At 64.2% G+C, this 17,909-nt stretch carries 15 protein-coding genes; 3 read left to right on the top strand and 12 right to left on the bottom strand.

The window, feature by feature from the left end; translation table 11 throughout:
- Positions 1–11: 11 nt before the first annotated feature.
- The 8 genes from pstB to AB8Z38_RS25665 all read right to left on the bottom strand — a co-directional run bounded on the left by pstB (position 12) and on the right by AB8Z38_RS25665 (position 8,538).
- Entirely contained in the window at positions 12–833 is an 822-nt protein-coding gene (gene pstB / locus AB8Z38_RS25700) for a phosphate ABC transporter ATP-binding protein PstB (RefSeq protein ID WP_369720540.1), read from the bottom strand.
- The gene (gene pstA / locus AB8Z38_RS25695) at positions 830–1,675 is read right to left on the bottom strand and encodes a phosphate ABC transporter permease PstA (protein ID WP_369720539.1); all 846 of its coding nucleotides are present in this window, start codon (positions 1,673–1,675) and stop codon (positions 830–832) included. The genes pstB and pstA overlap by 4 nt, the downstream gene beginning before the upstream one ends.
- A 4-nt stretch (positions 1,676–1,679) precedes the next feature.
- Complete coding sequence (gene pstC / locus AB8Z38_RS25690) at positions 1,680–2,669, bottom strand: phosphate ABC transporter permease subunit PstC (protein WP_369726607.1); 990 nt, start codon at positions 2,667–2,669, stop codon at positions 1,680–1,682.
- A gap of 160 nt (positions 2,670–2,829) precedes the next feature.
- Entirely contained in the window at positions 2,830–3,840 is a 1,011-nt protein-coding gene (pstS, locus tag AB8Z38_RS25685; RefSeq protein WP_369720538.1) for a phosphate ABC transporter substrate-binding protein PstS, read from the bottom strand.
- Positions 3,841–3,983: 143 nt separating this feature from the next.
- Entirely contained in the window at positions 3,984–5,282 is a 1,299-nt protein-coding gene (locus AB8Z38_RS25680; protein ID WP_369720537.1) for an ATP-binding protein, read from the bottom strand.
- A gap of 32 nt (positions 5,283–5,314) precedes the next feature.
- Positions 5,315–6,370 carry a UPF0104 family protein gene (locus AB8Z38_RS25675; protein WP_369720536.1) on the bottom strand — a complete coding sequence of 352 codons (1,056 nt, stop codon included), beginning with the start codon at positions 6,368–6,370 and terminating at the stop codon, positions 5,315–5,317.
- Positions 6,371–6,844: 474 nt separating this feature from the next.
- Positions 6,845–7,141 (bottom strand): hypothetical protein, encoded by a 297-nt coding sequence (locus AB8Z38_RS25670; protein ID WP_369720535.1) that lies wholly within the window; start codon positions 7,139–7,141, stop codon positions 6,845–6,847.
- Between the two features lie 2 nt (positions 7,142–7,143).
- Positions 7,144–8,538 carry an OmpA family protein gene (locus AB8Z38_RS25665; protein WP_369720534.1) on the bottom strand — a complete coding sequence of 465 codons (1,395 nt, stop codon included), beginning with the start codon at positions 8,536–8,538 and terminating at the stop codon, positions 7,144–7,146.
- A gap of 165 nt (positions 8,539–8,703) precedes the next feature.
- Here AB8Z38_RS25665 and AB8Z38_RS25660 point away from each other — a divergent pair, with 165 nt between their 5' ends.
- Both AB8Z38_RS25660 and AB8Z38_RS25655 read left to right on the top strand, forming a co-directional pair.
- Complete coding sequence (locus AB8Z38_RS25660; RefSeq protein ID WP_369720533.1) at positions 8,704–9,762, top strand: polysaccharide deacetylase family protein; 1,059 nt, start codon at positions 8,704–8,706, stop codon at positions 9,760–9,762.
- Positions 9,763–9,987: 225 nt separating this feature from the next.
- Positions 9,988–10,788, top strand: coding sequence for an SDR family oxidoreductase (locus AB8Z38_RS25655; protein ID WP_369720532.1), 801 nt, complete (start codon positions 9,988–9,990; stop codon positions 10,786–10,788).
- 199 nt (positions 10,789–10,987) lie between these two features.
- On the opposite strand, the gene boxB is transcribed toward AB8Z38_RS25655, so the two are convergent.
- From boxB to AB8Z38_RS25635, 4 genes are all read right to left on the bottom strand, one after another.
- Positions 10,988–12,424, bottom strand: a complete 1,437-nt coding sequence (gene boxB / locus AB8Z38_RS25650) for a benzoyl-CoA 2,3-epoxidase subunit BoxB (protein WP_369726606.1) — start codon at positions 12,422–12,424, stop codon at positions 10,988–10,990.
- A gap of 158 nt (positions 12,425–12,582) precedes the next feature.
- On the bottom strand, positions 12,583–14,271 hold the full coding sequence (gene boxC / locus AB8Z38_RS25645; protein ID WP_369720531.1) for a 2,3-epoxybenzoyl-CoA dihydrolase: 1,689 nt from the start codon (positions 14,269–14,271) through the stop codon (positions 12,583–12,585).
- Positions 14,272–14,354: 83 nt separating this feature from the next.
- Positions 14,355–15,191, bottom strand: a complete 837-nt coding sequence (locus AB8Z38_RS25640; protein WP_369720530.1) for an alpha/beta fold hydrolase — start codon at positions 15,189–15,191, stop codon at positions 14,355–14,357.
- A 129-nt stretch (positions 15,192–15,320) separates the two neighbouring features.
- Entirely contained in the window at positions 15,321–16,862 is a 1,542-nt protein-coding gene (locus AB8Z38_RS25635; RefSeq protein WP_369720529.1) for a benzoate-CoA ligase family protein, read from the bottom strand.
- Between the two features lie 138 nt (positions 16,863–17,000).
- Here AB8Z38_RS25635 and AB8Z38_RS25630 point away from each other — a divergent pair, with 138 nt between their 5' ends.
- Positions 17,001–17,909: a helix-turn-helix transcriptional regulator gene (locus AB8Z38_RS25630; RefSeq protein WP_369720528.1), complete on the top strand. Its 909-nt coding sequence runs from the start codon at positions 17,001–17,003 to the stop codon at positions 17,907–17,909.

Genomic DNA, 17,909 nt, shown 5'->3' with positions numbered 1-17,909 from the left:
GTCCCGTCTCCTCAGCCGAACCGGCCGGTGATGTAATCCTGCGTACGCCGATCGGTCGGCGACGTGAAGATCTTGCTGGTGTCGTCGAATTCGATCAGTTCGCCGAGATACATGAAGGCGGTCTTGTCGGAGACGCGGGCCGCCTGCTGCATGTTGTGGGTGACGATCGCAATCGTGTAGCTCTCGGCTAATTCCTGGATCAGCTCCTCGACCTTGGCGGTCGAGATCGGGTCGAGCGCCGAGCAGGGCTCGTCGAACAGGATCACCTCGGGTCGCACCGCGACCGTACGGGCGATGCAGAGGCGCTGCTGCTGGCCGCCGGACAGCGAGAGGCCGGAGGCGTTGAGCTTGTCCTTGACCTCGTTCCACAACGCGCCGCCGCGCAGCGCCTTCTCGACGCGGTCGTCCATCTCCGATTTCGAGATCTTCTCGTAAAGGCGGATGCCGAAAGCGATGTTCTCGTAGATCGTCATCGGGAACGGCGTCGGCTTCTGGAACACCATGCCGACGCGGGCACGCAGCAGATTGAGGTCGAGCTTGCCGTCGAGGATGTTGGTCTGGTCGAGCATGAGCTGACCGGTGGCGCGCTGGCCCGGATAGAGATCGTACATCCGGTTGAAGATGCGCAGCAGGGTCGACTTGCCGCAGCCCGACGGGCCGATGAACGCGGTGACGCGGTTGGCGCCGAGCGTCAGGTTGATGTTCTTCAGCGCGTGGTGCTCGCCATAGTAGAAGTTCAGGTTGCGCACGGTCACCTTGGGGGGCGCCTCGGGCAGCACCGGCGCGTGCGGCAGTCCACCGGCCGCGCTCATCGATACGGACAGATCACTCATTTTGCGGTCCTCTCGGCGCCAAGAATGCGCGCGCCAATATTCAGGGCAAGAACGGTCAGGGTGATGAGCAGCGCGCCGCTCCAGGCCAGCTGCTTCCAGTAGGCATAGGGGCTCTGCACGAAGTTGTTGATGGTGACCGGCAGGTTCGCCATGGTCTTGTTCAGGCCCAGGCTGAAGAACTGGTTCGACAACGCGGTGAACAGCAGCGGCGCGGTTTCGCCGGCAACACGGGCGGTGGCGAGCAGCACGCCGGTGATGAGACCGGAACGGGCAGAACGATAGGCAATGCGCTTGATCACCAGCGAACGCGGCAGGCCGAGCGCGGAAGCTGCCTCACGCAGCGCATTCGGCACCAGGAGCAGCATGTCCTCGGTCGTGCGCAGCACCACCGGGATCACGATCACGGCGAGCGCCAGCGCACCCGCGATTGCCGAGAAGCCGCGCATCGGCACCACCACTGCGCCGTAGATGAACAGGCCGATGATGATCGAGGGCGCCGAGAGCAGGATATCGTTGATGAAGCGGATCACCGAGGTCAGCCGGTCGTTGCGGCCATACTCGGCGAGATAGGTGCCGGCGAACATGCCGAGCGGCGCGCCGATGCCGACGCCGATCACGGTCATGATCAGCGAGCCGACGATGGCGTTGAGCAGGCCGCCCTCGTTCGATCCGGGTGGCGGCGTATTTTCGGTGAAGAGCTGGAAATTGAGTCCGGCGAGGCCATTGTAGAGCAGCGTGATCAGGATCAGCGCAAGCCAGGTGACGCCGAACGCGGTTGCGGCGATGCAGAGCCCGCGGATGACGATGTCCTTGCGGCGGCGGCGGGAATAGATCGGGTTCATGGCTTCAGTTCCCCGCCCTCTTTTCCAGCCGCATCAGCATCAGCCGCGCCGCCGCGAGCACGAAGAACGTCAGCACGAATAGCAGCAGGCCGAGCAGGATCAGGCCGGACTGGTGCAGGCCGTCGCTCTCGGCGAATTCGGATGCGATCGCCGCCGAGATCGTGGTGCCCGGCGCGAAGATCGAGGGCGAGATGCGGAACGAGTTGCCGATGATGAAGGTCACCGCCATGGTCTCGCCGAGCGCGCGGCCGAGCGCCAGCATGACGCCGCCGATCACGCCGACCCGGGTGTAGGGGATCACCACGCTGCGGACGACTTCCCAGGTGGTGCAGCCGACGCCGTAGGCGGCCTCTTTCAGCACCGGCGGCACGGTCTTGAACACGTCGACCGAGATCGACGTGATGAAGGGCAGCACCATGATGGCGAGGATCAGCGCGGCGTTGAACAGGCTGAGATAGGACGGCGGGCCGGCGAAGATCGCGCCGAGCACGGGGACGCCGTCGAAGATCTTGATCATGAACGGCTGGAACGTGTTGGCCAGGAACGGGCCCAGCACGAAGAAACCCCACATGCCGTAGATGATCGAGGGAATGCCGGCGAGCAGCTCGATCGCCATGCCGATCGGGCGGCGCAGCCATTGCGGGCAGAGCTCGGTCAGGAAGATCGCAATGCCGAGGCCAACGGGAATGGCGATCAGCATCGCGATGAAGGAGGTGACCAGCGTGCCGTACATCGGCCCGAGCGCGCCAAGCACGGGCGGATCGGCCGACGGCGCCCAGCGCTGCGTCCATAGGAACGCGAAGCCGTATTCCTTGATCGCCGGGAAGGCGCCGACGATCAGCGACAGGATGATGCCGCCGAGGATCAGAAGCACCGAGATCGCGCTCAGCCGCGTGATCCAGTAGAAGGTGACATCGCCGAGCTTGAACGCGTTCAGCGCCTTGGCGCGGTCGTAAGGTCCGGCGTGGTCGACGATATCGCTCTGAACGGCCATCTCTGCCACGCCGATCCCCTGTACCAAATGATATACGCTTGTTGTCGCTCTTGCGCCCCGGATGCAGCACGACGCTGATCCGGGGCCTCATTCTTGTGGGTCCCGGATCAGCGGAGCGGCATTGACACCGCACGGCATCCGGGACACGCGCGTAGTTTACTCAGCTCTTGATCTCGGCAGCCCAGGTCTTCTCGATCAGCTGGACGACGCTGTCGGGCATCGGGATGTAGTCGAGCTCCTCAGCCGCCTTGTCGCCGTTCTTGAAGGCCCAGCGGAAGAACTTGATGGCTTCCTGCGAGGCCGCCTTGTCGGTCGCGTCCTTGTGCATCAGGATGAAGGTCGCCGCCGTGATCGGCCAGGACTTGTCGCCGGGCTGGTCGGTCAGGATGACGTAGTAGCCCGGAGCCTTGGCCCAGTCGGCGTTGGAAGCGGCCGCCTGGAAGGCTTCGACCGTCGGCTGCACCGTCTTGCCGGCCTTGTTGACGAGGCCGGTATAGGTCAGCTTGTTCTGCTTGGCATAGGCGTACTCGACATAGCCGATCGAGTTCTTGGTCTGGCTGATGTTGCCGGAAACGCCTTCGTTGCCCTTGGCGCCGACGCCGACCGGCCACTCGACGGCCGTGCCCTCGCCGACCTTGCTCTTCCAGTCGGCGCTGGCCTTGGAGAGGTAGTTGGTGAAGTTGAAGGTGGTGCCCGAACCGTCGGAGCGGCGGACCACGGTGATCGCGTCGGACGGCAGCTTCACGTTCGGATTGAGCTTCTTGATCGCCGGATCATCCCACTTGGTGATCTTGCCGAGATAGACGTTGGCAAGCGTCTCGCCGTCGAACACCAGCTCGCCGGGCTTGACGCCCTCGAGGTTGACGACGGGAACGATCGCGCCCATCACCATCGGCCACTGCGCGAGGCCGTCCTTCTCGAGCTGCTCGGGCTTGAGCGGCGCGTCGGTGGCGCCGAAGGTCACGGTCTTGGCCTGGATCTGCTTGATGCCGCCGCCCGAACCGATCGACTGGTAGTTCAGACCGTTGCCGGTCTCCTTCTTGTAGGCGTCGGCCCATTTGGAATAGACCGGGAACGGGAATGTCGCACCGGCGCCGGTGATGTCGGCCGCGAAGGCCGAAGTCGATGCGGCGACCATGCCGGCAACGACGATCGTCTTGAGGAAATTCATGCTGGTCTCCATACAGGGGAGCGAAGCGCATTCCGCGCCCGATCGCGCTCCCGTGCCGCCCCTTTAAGAGCGGTCGGCTGTGCTTTTACGAAGGTTTGGTGACAGTCCGATGACAGTCTTAACCCGCTGAAGCGGTTACGATTTCACGCGGAAGCCGCAGGCTTGGCCTGGGGAAAACAGGCGGTGAAAGTGGCGCCCTGTTTGGGCACGCTTTCGATCAAAAGCCGGCCGCGATGGCGGTTAAGAATATGTTTCACCAGCGATAATCCGAGCCCCGTCCCGCCCTGGGAGCGGCTGTCGCCGACGTCGACCCGGTAGAAGCGCTCGGTCAGCCGCGGCAGATGCTCGGGCGCGATGCCGGGGCCGAAATCGCGCACCATGACCCGGATTTCCTGAGTTCCATCAGTCGCCGGTGCCGCGGTCAGCGACACGATGATGCGGCCGCCGGAGGCGCCGTATTTGAGGGCGTTCTCGATCAGATTCTCGAACAGGCGCAGAAGCTCCTCGCGGTCACCGGCGATCATCACCGGCGCCTGCGGCAAATGGGTCTCGACATCGACCTGGCGCTCGCGCGCGAGCGGTTCGAGCCCGTCGGCGACCTGCAGGATGATCGGCAGCAGGTCGACCAGGGTGTCGGGCCGCACATGGGCCGACAGTTCCACCCGCGACAGCGACAGCAGGTCGTCGATCAGGCGCGCCATGCGGGTGGCCTGGTTGTGCATGATACCGAGGAAGCGCTCGCGCGCCTTGGGATCGTCCTTGGCCTGACCCTGGAGCGTATCGATGAAGCCGGAGAGCGCGGCGAGCGGCGTGCGCAGTTCATGACTGGCATTGGCGACGAAATCGGCGCGCATTTCCTCGACCCGGCGCAGCGGCGTCTGGTCGTGGAAGGTCATCAGCATGCATTTGTCGGCACCGCCGAAGGTGGTCGGCACCGGCACCGGCGTGATGGTCAGTTCCATCCAGCGGTCGACCGGCACATGGTCGAGATAGGTCGTGCGCCGCGGCTCGCTGGTCGCGATCGACTCGCGCAGTGCCGTGATGATCTCCGGCGAGCGCAGCGCGAACTGGGCAAGTTCGTTCCGGCGCAGCGCCGGCGCAAGCTGGGCGGCGGCAGCATTGAGATGGATGACACGGCCGGCGCGGTCGAGCAGCACCGCCGGATCCGGCATGCCGGCAACGACTGCGGCCACCGCCGCGCTCTCGACCGGATTGACGCGGCGGGTGTCCTCGCGCGAGGCAGCGGTATCATGCAGCCGCCAGGGAATGAGCGCCGCGGCCGCGATGCAGAGGAACACCGTCGCCGCCCGCATCACCGACAATTCGCCGAGCGAGACCACCACCGACAGCGCCAGCGCCGCGGCGATCAGGATGATGGTCGAGTGCCGCAGCCGGTCGGACCAGGGCTGGGCGGAGGGAGAAGATGGGGCGTCGATCGCCATCGGGGCGGGCTTCTCCTGGAGACTTGCGCCGGTCAGGCGCCGCTGTCGCGGCGCTCTCTCACATAGGCGGCTTTCGGCGCCGGACCTGGATCGAGCTTGAGCGCCGCCTGTTGCAGGCGTTTCGATCGAGCGCCGATGATAACTTCGCGAAACGTCAGCAAGATTACAGATATGACGAAGGGGGAAAGATAATAGAGGACCCGAAACAGCAGCATGCCGCCCAGCAGCTCCTCGCGGTCCATCTGCCAAAGCCCGACCAGCATGGCGGCGTCGAACACGCCGAGCCCGCCGGGCGAATGGCTGGCGAAGCCGAGCAGCGTCGCCGAGACGAAGATCACCGCGACCACGACGAAGCCGAGATTGGGCTCGTCGGGGACCAGTACGTACATGGCCAGCGCGCAGAAGCCGAGATCGATGATGCCGATGGCGATCTGCAGCAGCGTCAGGGGGCCGCCCGGCAGCACCACGGTCCAGGGGCCGCGTCCGACCACCCGCGGCTGGGTCCAGACCCAGACCACATAAGCGACCAGCCCCACGATGATCATCATCGCGAACGTCCGGTTCAGCCAGGGCGGAAGCTGATCGATCGCAGCCGCCGCCTCCGGATGATAGGAGATGCCGAGGCCCAGCACCGCGGCGTTCCCGAGCCAAAAGGTCAGGCCGGCGAGGAAGCAGATCTTGGCAACGTCGATCGCGTTCAGGCCGTGGGCCGAATAGATCCGGTAGCGCACCGCGCCGCCGGTGAAGACGCTGGCGCCGACATTGTGTCCGATCGAATAGCTGGTGAAGGCGGCAAGCGCATTGATGCGATAGCGCACGTGGGTATGGCCGATCGCGCGCGTGGCGAACATGTCGTAGAAGGTCAGGGTAAAATAGCCCGCCGCCACGAACAGCGCCGCCATCGCGATCTGGCGCGGCTCGGTGCTCTTGATCGCTTCGATCACCTCGTTGGTGTCGATGCCGCGCAGCATGTGGTAGAGCACATAGCAAGCGATGCCGATGACCGCGACGCTGATCGCAACTCCAAGCTTATGCAGGATTTGCTTCTGGCGCAGAAACGACATCGCTCTGCGTATGGCTACCAGCATCTAGACCTCGAACAACGCTTCAGCGGCCAGGGCGGCCGGCGGACAGGCGGACGACGCACAGGCACTCAACGAACCCTCGCCGCCGGCTCTGGCCTCGCGCATGCCCCTCGCCCCTCCACTAGCGCGTTTTCGGGCGGAGTGGAATTCGCCAATATGTACAAAAACACGTGCCTTCAATATTTTAGGCAGGTTTGCGGGCTTAGGGTGCACGGTTTGGCGCTTTCGGCGGCAAGGCTGACGCGAATCTCCATGGCGATCCTGCGCAGGGGCCATGAAATTTTGATGATTTCGGCCGCACAATGTTCCGTCACGTTTTAAGCTGACGTCAATCTATGGACCGCACCCGCCTGTTGAAAGAGGGGGCGATCCGACCGTTGGTCCCTGACTTTCCGATCCGCCGAAATGTGAAGGTGGGCTGGTGCTCCAAAACGGGGCCGGACGGCCGCCCGACAGCCCGCCCGCCGGTCCTCGGACTCAGGCCGGTGGCATGCTCCGCGAGACCACCCGGTCGCGCAGCAACGCACCGATCGTGCAGCCGACGAGATAGCAGGCGAACATCGTCAGCCCGAGGTCGAGCCAGTAGCCGAAGCGGCCCGGGACGACATGCGCGAAGGAGGCCGCGACCAGGCCGGCGGCGAGTACGGCCAGCCAGCGCGCGGTCACCTTCGAGGTGCCGTTGCCGCGCTGGACCACCGAAATCCAGCCCATTGCAAGGCCCAGCAGCAGCGAGCCGATCAACCAGCCCAAATGAAACGAGACCAGATAGGGCATCCTCACCTCACCAGAAATTCAATGCGGCGGTTTTGCGCCTTGCCGTCGTCGGTCTCGTTGCCGGCAACGGGCTGGGTGCTGCCATAACCGACCGCGGTGAAGCGGTTGGCGGGCAGGCCGGCCTTGACGAGATAATCGATCACCGCCTGCGCGCGCTTTTCGGAGAGCGCCCGGTTGAAGCCATCTTCGCCATCGGAATCGGTGTGGCCGGCGACCTCGATATCGGTGGTGGGGCAACGCTGCGCCGTCTCGATCAGATGGTCGAGAATGCCGGTGGAATCGGGGTCGATGTCGGCGCGCTTGGGCTCGAAGCGGATCCTGCCCTTGGCCAGGAGCTCCGAGAACAATTGCTGGCAGACGCTGCCGTCGACCGGGCCTGCTGCGGGCTTCACCGTGATCTCGGGCTTGTACTGCCAGGCCTTGGGAAAGTCCTTGCCCAGGCCTGCGCGGATGTCGTTCGCGGCGCCTTCATACAGCGCGTCGCCCGACAGCTTCACCTCGCGGTCGGACACGACGAGCGTGCCAGTCGACAGCCGCGACAGCGCGCCAAGCGCCGCGACCACGGCGCTGTTGAAGGCACCGGGTGCACCGACGCTGGCCTTGAGATTGTCGACGACCTTCTCGTTGAAGAACTTTCGCGACGCGGCCATCGCGATGGCGGCGTGGGCGTTGTTGTCAGGTACGTAGCCGGTCAGCGTCAGCGTCGCTGCAACCGGGTCCTTGTAGGCCTGGAAGATGTAGGGCGGCGCCTTGATCTCATTGGCGGCGAGCGAAAAACCTTCGGGCAGGTTTTTGAGCGCGGCCGCGATCGCCTCGCGGCCACCGATATCGCGCGCCATGCCGGACAGATTGACCTTGGTATCGGAGATCGTGATCTTGCCGTCCTTCAGCTTGCCGATCTGCTCGAGCAGGAGCATCGCGGCGGCCTCGAAGCGCGGCGGCGCGCCGCGTGCCAGGCCCATCTGGTCAGCGACCTCGGCGCCACCGACATCCTTGCGCGCCGCCTCCGTCAGCCTGCCCTTCATCGACGGCAGCGGCGCGGAGCCGGACAGCGTCACCCGCACGACGTCACGTTCGGCGTTCCAGACGAAAGGCTTGGCTTCGGCGACAAGGCCGGTCGCGTCGTCGACGAGACGCACGCCGGGAACATTTTCGACCGCGGTGACCGCATCCCGCCGCCCCTCCTCCGAGAAGGCATCCGCGGCCAGGCTGACGTCCCGGCCGTCAACCGCGATCCGGGTCTTGTCCAGAACGGTGTCCTTGAGCGCGGCGGCGCTGCGTGCCGAGAGGTCCGCCTCGACCGGCAAGGTGTTGTTCCAGGCCGCAATTCCCCACATGAGGGCCAGCGGGATCAACCCCAGCCACCATTTGCTGGCCCACCTGAAAAGCTTCTGCATGCGACGACCCGAACTCTGGAACCGGAGACAAAACAAACCCTTGGCGGGCTGTCAAACCGGAAATGACCCCCCTCCGGGGATGTTGCGCCGACAATTGGAATAACTTTTTCTTCAAGGGTGTCACCCTAAGTTGAGGGCGGAATGCCAGGGGGCGGCCATGCGGCCATGAAACAACTGCGTAACAACGTCATCCGCGCCGGCCTGGGGGCACTTTATTTCAGCGGGGCGCACCATCTGCTGCGCCCGCTACTGTCGGGCGTCGGTGCCATTTTCATGCTCCACCGCGTGCGGCCGGCCCGTGAGGACGCGTTCCAGCCGAACCGGCACCTCGAAGTCACTCCCGACTTCCTGCGCGCGACGCTGAATCATCTGCGCTCGCGCGAGATCGACATCGTCGGCATGGACGAGCTGCACGAACGGCTGGTGCAGGGCCGGTTCGACCGCCGCTTCGCCGCCTTCACCCTCGACGACGGCTATCGTGACAATCGCGACCATGCCCTGCCGGTGCTGCGCGAATTCGACGCGCCCGCGACCGTCTATATTGCCAGCGATTTCGCGGAGGGCACGGGACGGCTATGGTGGGCCGCGCTGGAAGCCGTGATCGCCAGGACCGAGCAGATCGAGATCCAGATCGGCAATTCCGCGCTGCGGCTCGATGCAACCACACCAGGTGCAAAGCAGGCGGCATTCGACCGCCTGCACGATTGGCTGCGCGCGCTGCCGGGCGAGCACGATCTCAAGCGCGAGATCGAGGCGCTTTGCGTCAAATACGGTGTCGACATGGCTGCGCTGTGCCGCGGCCTCTGCTTGTCGTGGGACGAGGTGAAACGGTTTGCCGCCGATCCGCTGGTGACGATCGGCGCCCATACCATCAGCCATTGCAATCTTGCCAGGCAGAGCGAGCAGGCTGCCGCAGAGGAGATGGCCGTGAGCCGCGCGCGAATCGAGCACGCTCTCGAGCGCCCCGTGCTGCACTTCGCCTATCCTTATGGCGACCGCGACTCCGCCGGGATCCGCGAATTCGCCCTGGCCGCGTCGGCCGGCTTCAAGACTGCTGTGACGACACGGCCCGGCATGCTGTTCGCCGAGAATGCCGGCCACATGACCGCGCTGCCGCGCGTCTCGCTCAACGGCAACTACCAGGACACGCGAATTCTGCCCGTGCTGACTTCGGGTGCGGCGACGGCAATGTGGAACGGCTTTCGACGGTTTGCTGCGGCTTAACCGTCGTCCCGGCGAAGGCCGGGACCCATACCGCGTGATCCGTCGATTGCGTTTAATGCTAATCCCGAACGACCAGCCTTCGCCAAAGTTCTCCCTGGGGTTATGGGTCCCGGCCTTCGCCGGGACGACAGCGAGTTGGTTGGACGGCTATCGCGTCTCGTGGTCGCGCCTTCCTTGACTCCCCTTCCCGCCCGCATCAAAACGTCCCCAACCAAGGGAGGCATCATGTTCAACGATCTGTTCTCGCTCAAAGGCCGCGTCGCGCTCGTGACCGGCGGGTCGCGCGGCATCGGCAAGATGATCGCGGCGGGGTTTCTCAGCGCCGGCGCAGCGAAGGTCTACATCACCGCGCGGAAGGTCGGGCCGTGCGAGGCGACGGCGAAAGAGCTGTCAGCTCAATATGACGGGGAGTGCATCGCGCTGCCGATCGACATCTCGACGGTGGAAGGCTGCGACAGGCTCGCCTCCGAGATCATCAAGCTGGAGCCGAAGCTCGACATCCTCGTCAACAATGCGGGCGCCGCCTGGGGCGCGGAGTTCGACGAATTCCCGGAGAGCGGCTGGAACAAGGTGATGGACCTCAATGTCAAGTCGCTGTTCTTCCTGACCAAGGCGCTGGCGAAGCCGCTGCGCGCCGCAGCTTCGCGCGAGCGCCCCGCCAAGGTCATCAACATCGCCTCGGTCGACGGCATCTTCGTCAATCCGGGCGAGACCTATTCCTACGCCGCCAGCAAAGCCGCCGTGATCCATCTGACGCGACGGATGGCGACCAAACTGATCAAGGACAATATCAACGTCACCGCGATCGCGCCGGGCGCATTCAAATCCGACATGAACCGGGCCGCGCGCGACCATTCGGACGAAGTCGCAAAGCGCATTCCGGCGCGGCGCATCGGAACCGATGAGGACATGGCGGGGCTGGCGATCTATCTCGCCTCGCGCGCGGGCGACTACGTGGTCGGCAACACCATCGCGGTGGACGGCGGCGTGGTGTACGCCAACGCGGGGCTGGAGATCGCGGGGTAGAGGCGGCGCTCTCGCCGCACATTCAGCTGTCGTCCCGGCGAAGGCCGGGACCCCTACCGCGTGATCTCGCGATGGCGGCTGGGTAGGAGTACCGAACGACGAGTCTTCGCCAAACAACTCGCTGTGGTTATGGGTCCCGGCCTCCGCCGGGACGACAGGTGAGTGTGACTCGCTGCCGTTGCGTCTCGCTAGCAGCCCCTCACGACTCGATCTTCACGTACTCGAAATCGCCCGGCTTGTTGTCGATGCCGACTTTCGGCGGCGAGATCCAGGAGGCGAACTGGCCGGTCTCGGTGACGGGCTGCATCAGCGAAGTGATGAAGTCGCCGTCCGCGATCGAGGGCAGCCATTCATCCTTGCGTTTCGCCCAGGTCGCATCGTCGATCAACAGACCGTCCGGCGTGGCATGGATGTCCTTGAACTCGCCGATGTGACGGTGGAAGGCGACGTTGGGCAGCTTGAGCTGGAAGTCGTATCCCGCGGTCGAGATCACCTTGTTCCAGCGCAGCATGCCCTTGACGCAATCCTGGCTGTAATCGTCGCGCAGGCGCATGTTGAGCGCGGTCAGCGCCGGCTCATCCACCAGCTTGATCTCGCCGTCGATGAACTTGAGTACCGGATAGGTGGCGTTCTTGAGCTGGTGATCATCGTCGATCTGGGTTTCATGATAGCGACCCTTGATACCGGTGTTGAAGGCGTTGGCCGCGTTGGTCGAGACTTCCGAGCCGAAGAGATCAAGTGACAGCGTATAGTGCAGGTTCAGCTTCTTCTGGATCGTCGGCAGATCGATCACACCGAGCGCGCGGACTTTCGCAATGTCGGTCGGATCGGAGATACCCGCTTCCTTCATCGCATCGCAGGTGCGCTGCACGACGCGGGTGATGCCGGTCTCGCCGACGAACATGTGGTGCGCTTCCTCAGTCAGCATGAAGCGACAGGTGCGCGACAGCGGGTCGAAGCCCGACTGCGCCAGCGAGTGCAGCTGCATCTTACCGTCACGGTCGGTGAAATAGGTGAACATGAAGAAGGACAGCCAGTCCGGCGTCGCCTCGTTGAAAGCGCCGAGCATCCGCGGCGAATCCGCGTCACCGGAACGGCGGCGCAACAAATCGTCGGCCTCCTCGCGGCCGTCGCGGCCGAAATATTTCTGGAGCAGGTAGACCATCGCCCAGAGATGGCGGCCTTCCTCGACATTGACCTGGAACAGGTTGCGCATGTCATAGAGCGAAGGCGCGGTCTTGCCGAGATGGCGCTGCTGCTCGACCGAGGCGGGCTCGGTGTCGCCCTGGATCACGATCAGGCGGCGCAGCATGGCGCGATACTCGCCTGGGACTTCCTGCCAGGCCGGCTCGCCAAAGTGCTCGCCGAACGGCACCACGCGGTTCTCTTCCTGCGGCGCAAGCAGAATGCCCCAGCGATAGTCGGGCATGCGCACGTAGTCGAACTTGGCCCAGCCGCGCGGATCGACCGAGTAGGCCGTGCGCAGATACACCAGCGATTCCTGAAAACCCTCCGGCCCCATGTCGCTCCACCAATCCATGTAGCCGGGATGCCAGCCTTCCAGCGCCTTCAAGACCTGGCGGTCTTCGGCGAGATTGACGTTGTTCGGAATCTTGGTCGAGTAGTCGACGTTCATGATGTTCATGGCCGTACTCCTTGCGATCTCTTCCGTCATGCCCGGCCTTGTACCGGGCATCCACGTTCTTGCTTTCTGAGCCAAGGACGTGGATGGCCGGGACATCTGTACGAAGACGCGCTTCGCGCTTTTGCCCGGCCATGACGCAGTGAATGTCGTTACACTCTCGTCATATCGAATTTCGGCTTCTGGCCGCTGCCGTAACGGCGCAGCGCGCCTTCTTCGCCGACCGCATTGGGGCGCTGGAAGATCCAGTTCTGCCAGGCGGTCAGGCGCGAGAAGATCTTCGATTCCATCGTCTCGGGGCCGACGAAGCGCAGGCTCGCTTCCATGCCGGTGAGGCTGTCCGGCGAGAAGCTGGCGCGCTCCTCCAGGAAAACGCGGACCTCGTCGTCCCAGTCGATGTCGTCGAGTGCGAAGGTGACGAGCCCGAGTTCTTCGGCGGCCTCGGCATCGAGAGTCGTGCCGATAGTGTCTTCCGCACGGTTCACATCGGATGGATCGGCCTGGAAGCGCGATTGCAGGCGCGTCAAGCCGTGGCTCATCGGATACGGGCCAAAGTTCATCGCGGAGAGCTCGATCGACGGCGGCGGGCGGTTGTCGCCCTGACGGGTGCCGATCAGCATATAGGAGCGGTCGGCGGCGAACACGAGCTCGGCGAGCGTACCGGCAAAGCACGAGCCGGGCTCGACCAGTGTGACCAGCGTACGCGAGGTGACGTCGATGCGCTTGAGCACGCGCTTCCAGTAATGGCGGATCTCGTTGACCAGCCAGTGGGTCTTATTGGTTTCGAGGAAGGCGTCGCAGGCGAGCACGTGGGCGCGGTCGCCGTGGCTCTTGAACAGCAGCATCGCGATCTCGAGCTCGTTGATGCGCAGGTGCAGGATGGCATCATCGAGCTCGCGTGCCACTTGCAACGGCCAGAACGCGGCGCCCTGCGCCATCATGCCGTCGATGTCGGCAGGCGGCGCGGTCTCCGGCGCCTTGATCGAGATGGCGGCGATGCGGGCAGCGCGGTCGATGTCGACCGTGACGAAGCCATAGCGCAGGCTGGTCGCGTCGATCACGCGCTTGAGCGGCGTCAGCGCAACGCCCTTGCCGCTGCCATTGCGCTTCGAGGCCGCCGCAAACTCGCGGGCGCGCTCGGTGATCTTGGCCTCCAGTTTCGAATTCGGCGCGATCTCGTCGACGAGACGCCATTGCACGGCGCGCTTGCCCTTCACGCCTTCCTCGATCGTGCAGAAGAAGTCCGCGTGGTCGCGGCGCACCTTGCGCTTGTCGACGACGCGGGTCAGCCCGCCGGTGCCCGGCAGCACCGCGAGCAGCGGCACCTCGGGGAGCGCAACCGCCGACGCGCCATCGTCGGCGAGCATGATGTGGTCGGTGGCAAGCGCGAGCTCATAGCCGCCGCCAGCGGCCGAGCCGTTCACAACCGTGATGAAGCGCTGGCCGGAATTCTCCGAGGAGTCTTCCATGCCATTGCGGGTCTCGTTGGTGAACTTGCAGAAATTGACCTTGTGGGCGTGGGTCGAGCCGGCGAGCATGCGGATATTGGCGCCGGCGCAGAACACACGGTTCTTGGCCGAGCGCATCACTACGACCTTCACCTCGGGGTGCTCGAAGCGCAGGCGCTGGACCGCGTCCGCGAGTTCGATGTCGACGCCGAGATCGTAGGAATTGAGCTTGAGCAGATACCCCTCGAACAGGCCGCCATTCTCGTCGACGTCCATGGTCAGGGTCGCAACGTCACCCTCGACCGCGAGCTTCCAGTGCCGGTACCGCGACGGGTCGGTCTGGAAATCGATGAATGTCGCGCCGCCTGCGAGGCGCCGATCTTCCCCGGCCATGGGCCACCCTTGAGCTTGATTTTGATCTTCGGTTTGAACCGCTGGATGCACAATAATGCATATTCGTGAGCGCGTCTACCCCGTTATCGAGACGTACATGCATTTTGTTTCATGTCTTGTTGTTTCATGTCTTGGCGCAGGGCCGCTGCTGCAAATTGCTCAATCGCGTCAAGCGTCTGCCCCGGAGCTTCGCGATGCGGAGAATGCGCAGCGCCTGAAAGGACTTTCAAATCGACCGGGCAATAGCATTCTTGCTGCGCGATCTCGGCCTGACGCAGCGTCCCGTACTGGTCGTCCACGCCTTGTAGGACCAGCACGGGAACGCGGATGTAGGCGAGATATTCCGAGATGTCCCAGGCGCGGAATGCCGGATCGAGCCAGGCGCCGTTCCAGCCATAGAAGGCGTTGTCGACATCCTTGTGCCAGCGCGCGAGTTTTGGCCTGAGGTCCGTGGTCTCATAGGCGGTCTTGATCGCCGCGATCGACAGCACCGAGATGTCCTCGACGATGAAATGCGGCGCCATCAGCACGAGGCCCCAGAGCCGGTGATCCTGATGCGCGCCCGCATAGATCGCCGCGATCGAGGCGCCGTCGGAATGGCCGAGTAACAGGCCACGCTTGAAGCCGATTGCGTCAAGGACCTTCGGCAGCACGTCGAGCGCCTCGCGCTGCATGTAGTCGAGCGGCCGCGGCAGCATCACCGGGCTCGACTGGCCATAGCCTGCACGCGAGTAAGCGAAGATGCCGGCGCCGGTCGCCTCCCGAAGTTTTTCCGGGAATTCGCCCCACAGCCCGACCGAGCCGAGCCCTTCATGCAGCATGACGATGCTCGGCGCGTCCGCAGAATGCGGCGCCAGCCATTTGTATTCGAGACTGGTGTTGCCGATACTAAGGAAGCCGGTGGGGGTGAGGTCGGTCATGCTGAGTTTCCAATTCACTCCGTCATTCCGGACAACTCGCAAAGCGAGTTGATCCGGAATCTCGATATTGTCTTTGCGGCTCGAGATTCCGGGTTCGATGCTTCGCATCGCCCCGGAATGACGAGCTGACTAATTCGCCCCGTCGCGCAATTTGAACCGCTGGATCTTTCCCGTCGCCGTCTTCGGCAACGACTCCACCACGTCGATCCAGCGCGGATATTTCCAGGGGCCGATCTTCTGCTTGACGTGCTCCTTCAGCATCTCCTGCAACTCCGTCGTCTTTGCGCCGGGGCGCAGCACGACGAAGGCCTTGGGCTTGAACAGGCCCTCCCGATCGGCCTCCGGCACGACGGCGGCCTCCAGCACGGCCGGGTGCGTGATCAACGCGCTTTCGACCTCGAACAGGGAGACCCAGATGCCGGAGACCTTGAACATGTCGTCGGCGCGGCCGCAGAAGGTGTAGCGGCCCTCAGTGTCCCGGATGTATTTGTCACCGGTGCGGGTCCACGGTCCTTCAAAGGTGCGGCGGCTCTTGTGGCGCTGATTCCAGTAACCCTCGCCGGCGGAGGGCGCGTCGACCAGCAGTTCGCCGACTTCGCCATCAGCCACGTCCTGGCCCGCTTCATTGACGAGCCGGACCGCATAGCCCGGCACTGGCTTGCCGGACGAACCATATTTGATGTCGCCGGGCGCGTTCGACAGGAAGATATGCAACAGCTCGGTCGAGCCGACACCATCGAGGATGTCGACGCCGAAGCGGGCCTTCCAGCTGTTGCCGACGGATTCCGGCAGCGCCTCGCCGGCGGAGGTGCAGATGCGCAGCGATTTGCCGCCACGCTCGTTCTTCATCGCCTCGTCGTTCAGCATCGCCGCGAACAGCGTCGGTACACCGTAGAAGATCGATGGATTATAGCGATTCATCAGGTCGAACATCCGCGCCGGCGTCGGCCGCTCGCTGTTCAAAATCGTGGTGGCGCCGACCGACATCGGGAAGGTCAGCGCATTGCCGAGGCCATAGGCGAAGAACAGCTTTGCCGCGGAGAGGCCGATATCGGTCTCTCGGATGCCCAGCACCTGCTTGGCGTAGGTGTCGGCCGTCGCCTGCAGGTTGGAATGCAGATGGCGCACGCCCTTGGGCATGCCGGTTGAGCCCGACGAGTACAGCCAGAACGCCGGCTCGTCCGGATGCGTCGCGGCCGTCGCGAATCGATCGCTTTCGCGCGCGAGTTCTTCAGCGAGCTGCTTGTGGCCGTTCATCTTGGCGCCGGACACCACGACATGCTCGAGATCCGGCATCCGGCCGACCACATCCTTGATGACGGGATAGAGCGCTTCGGACACGAACAGCACGCGCGCGCGGCAGTCCGCGAGGGTGTAGGCGTATTGATCCGCGGTCAGCAGCGTGTTGAGCGGCACCGGCAAAATGCCGGCGCGGATCGCGCCCAGAAACACGATCGGGAAATCGATCGTATCCAGCATGATCATCGCCACGCGCTCTTCGCGGCGGACGCCGAGACGACGCAGCATGTTGGCGGCGCGGCAGGTCTGCTGTTGGAGCTCGCCATAGGTGAGCCGCGAGACGGTGTCGTCGAACACGACCTTGTCGCCGCGGCCCTCCTCGACGTTACGGTCGAGCAGCCAGGTCACCGCGTTGTAGGATCCCTCGCTCACGGTCGTCTCCCCCGAATTTAGAATTATAATTCATAGAAAGACACTGCATTGGCTTGCTGTCAATGCTATCACGCATTATGTTTCATTAAAATGCGCCGCAGGACATCCTTTAAAGAAGGCACCCGCTAAAGAAGGCCCATGACCGACAGTCCCGACGCCGAATCCCGCTTCCTCGAACAACTCGGCCAGCGCGTGCGCACGATGCGCGCACTGCGCGGCATGTCGCGAAAAGTGCTCGCGAAGGTTTCGGGCATATCGGAGCGCTATATTGCTCAGCTCGAAAGCGGCAAGGGCAATGTCTCCATCGTGCTGCTGCGCCGGGTGTCGGATGCGATGGGCGCACATCTGGAAGACCTGCTGCCCTCGGCCGATCCGACACCGGACTGGCAGATGTTTCGCGACCTGCTGCGCAAGGCGACGCCTGCCCAGATCGCCCAGGCCAAGGATCTGCTCGCTGGCGGCAGCGCATCGACGCCGCGCCGCGCGCCGTTCTGCGGCATCGCGCTGATCGGCCTGCGCGGCGCCGGCAAATCGACGCTCGGCAAGATCTTGGCGAAGAAGGTCGGCTGGAGCTTCGTCGAACTCAACAAGGAGGTCGAGCAGCAAAACGGTCTCTCGGTCGCCGAGATCATCGCGCTCTACGGTCAGGAAGGCTTTCGCCGCATGGAGCAGGCCGCGCTCCAGCAGCTTCTCGCACGCAACGAGCTGATGGTGCTGGCGACCGGCGGCGGCATCGTCTCGGAGCCCTTGACGTTCGACCAGATTCTCTCGTCGTTCTACACGATCTGGCTGAAAGCCGAGCCGGAAGAGCACATGGCCCGCGTGCGCCGCCAGGGCGATCTGCGGCCGATGGCGGACGACCGTTCCGCGATGGCGGAACTGCGCAACATCCTGCTCAGCCGCGAGCCGCTATATGCGCGCGCGACGGCGGTGGTGGATACGGCAGGGCTGTCGGTGGACGCCGCCGCCGCACGGCTGATCGACGCGGTGCGCCCGGTGCTGCAAAACGAAGCCCGCAGCTTCGGGCTGCGCAGCGTGGCGCTGTAG

Source organism: Bradyrhizobium sp. LLZ17, from assembly GCF_041200145.1.
Classification (GTDB): domain Bacteria; phylum Pseudomonadota; class Alphaproteobacteria; order Rhizobiales; family Xanthobacteraceae; genus Bradyrhizobium.
The sequence above is the reverse complement of the archived record's forward strand: the minus strand, read 5'-3'. Positions and strand labels throughout refer to the sequence as shown.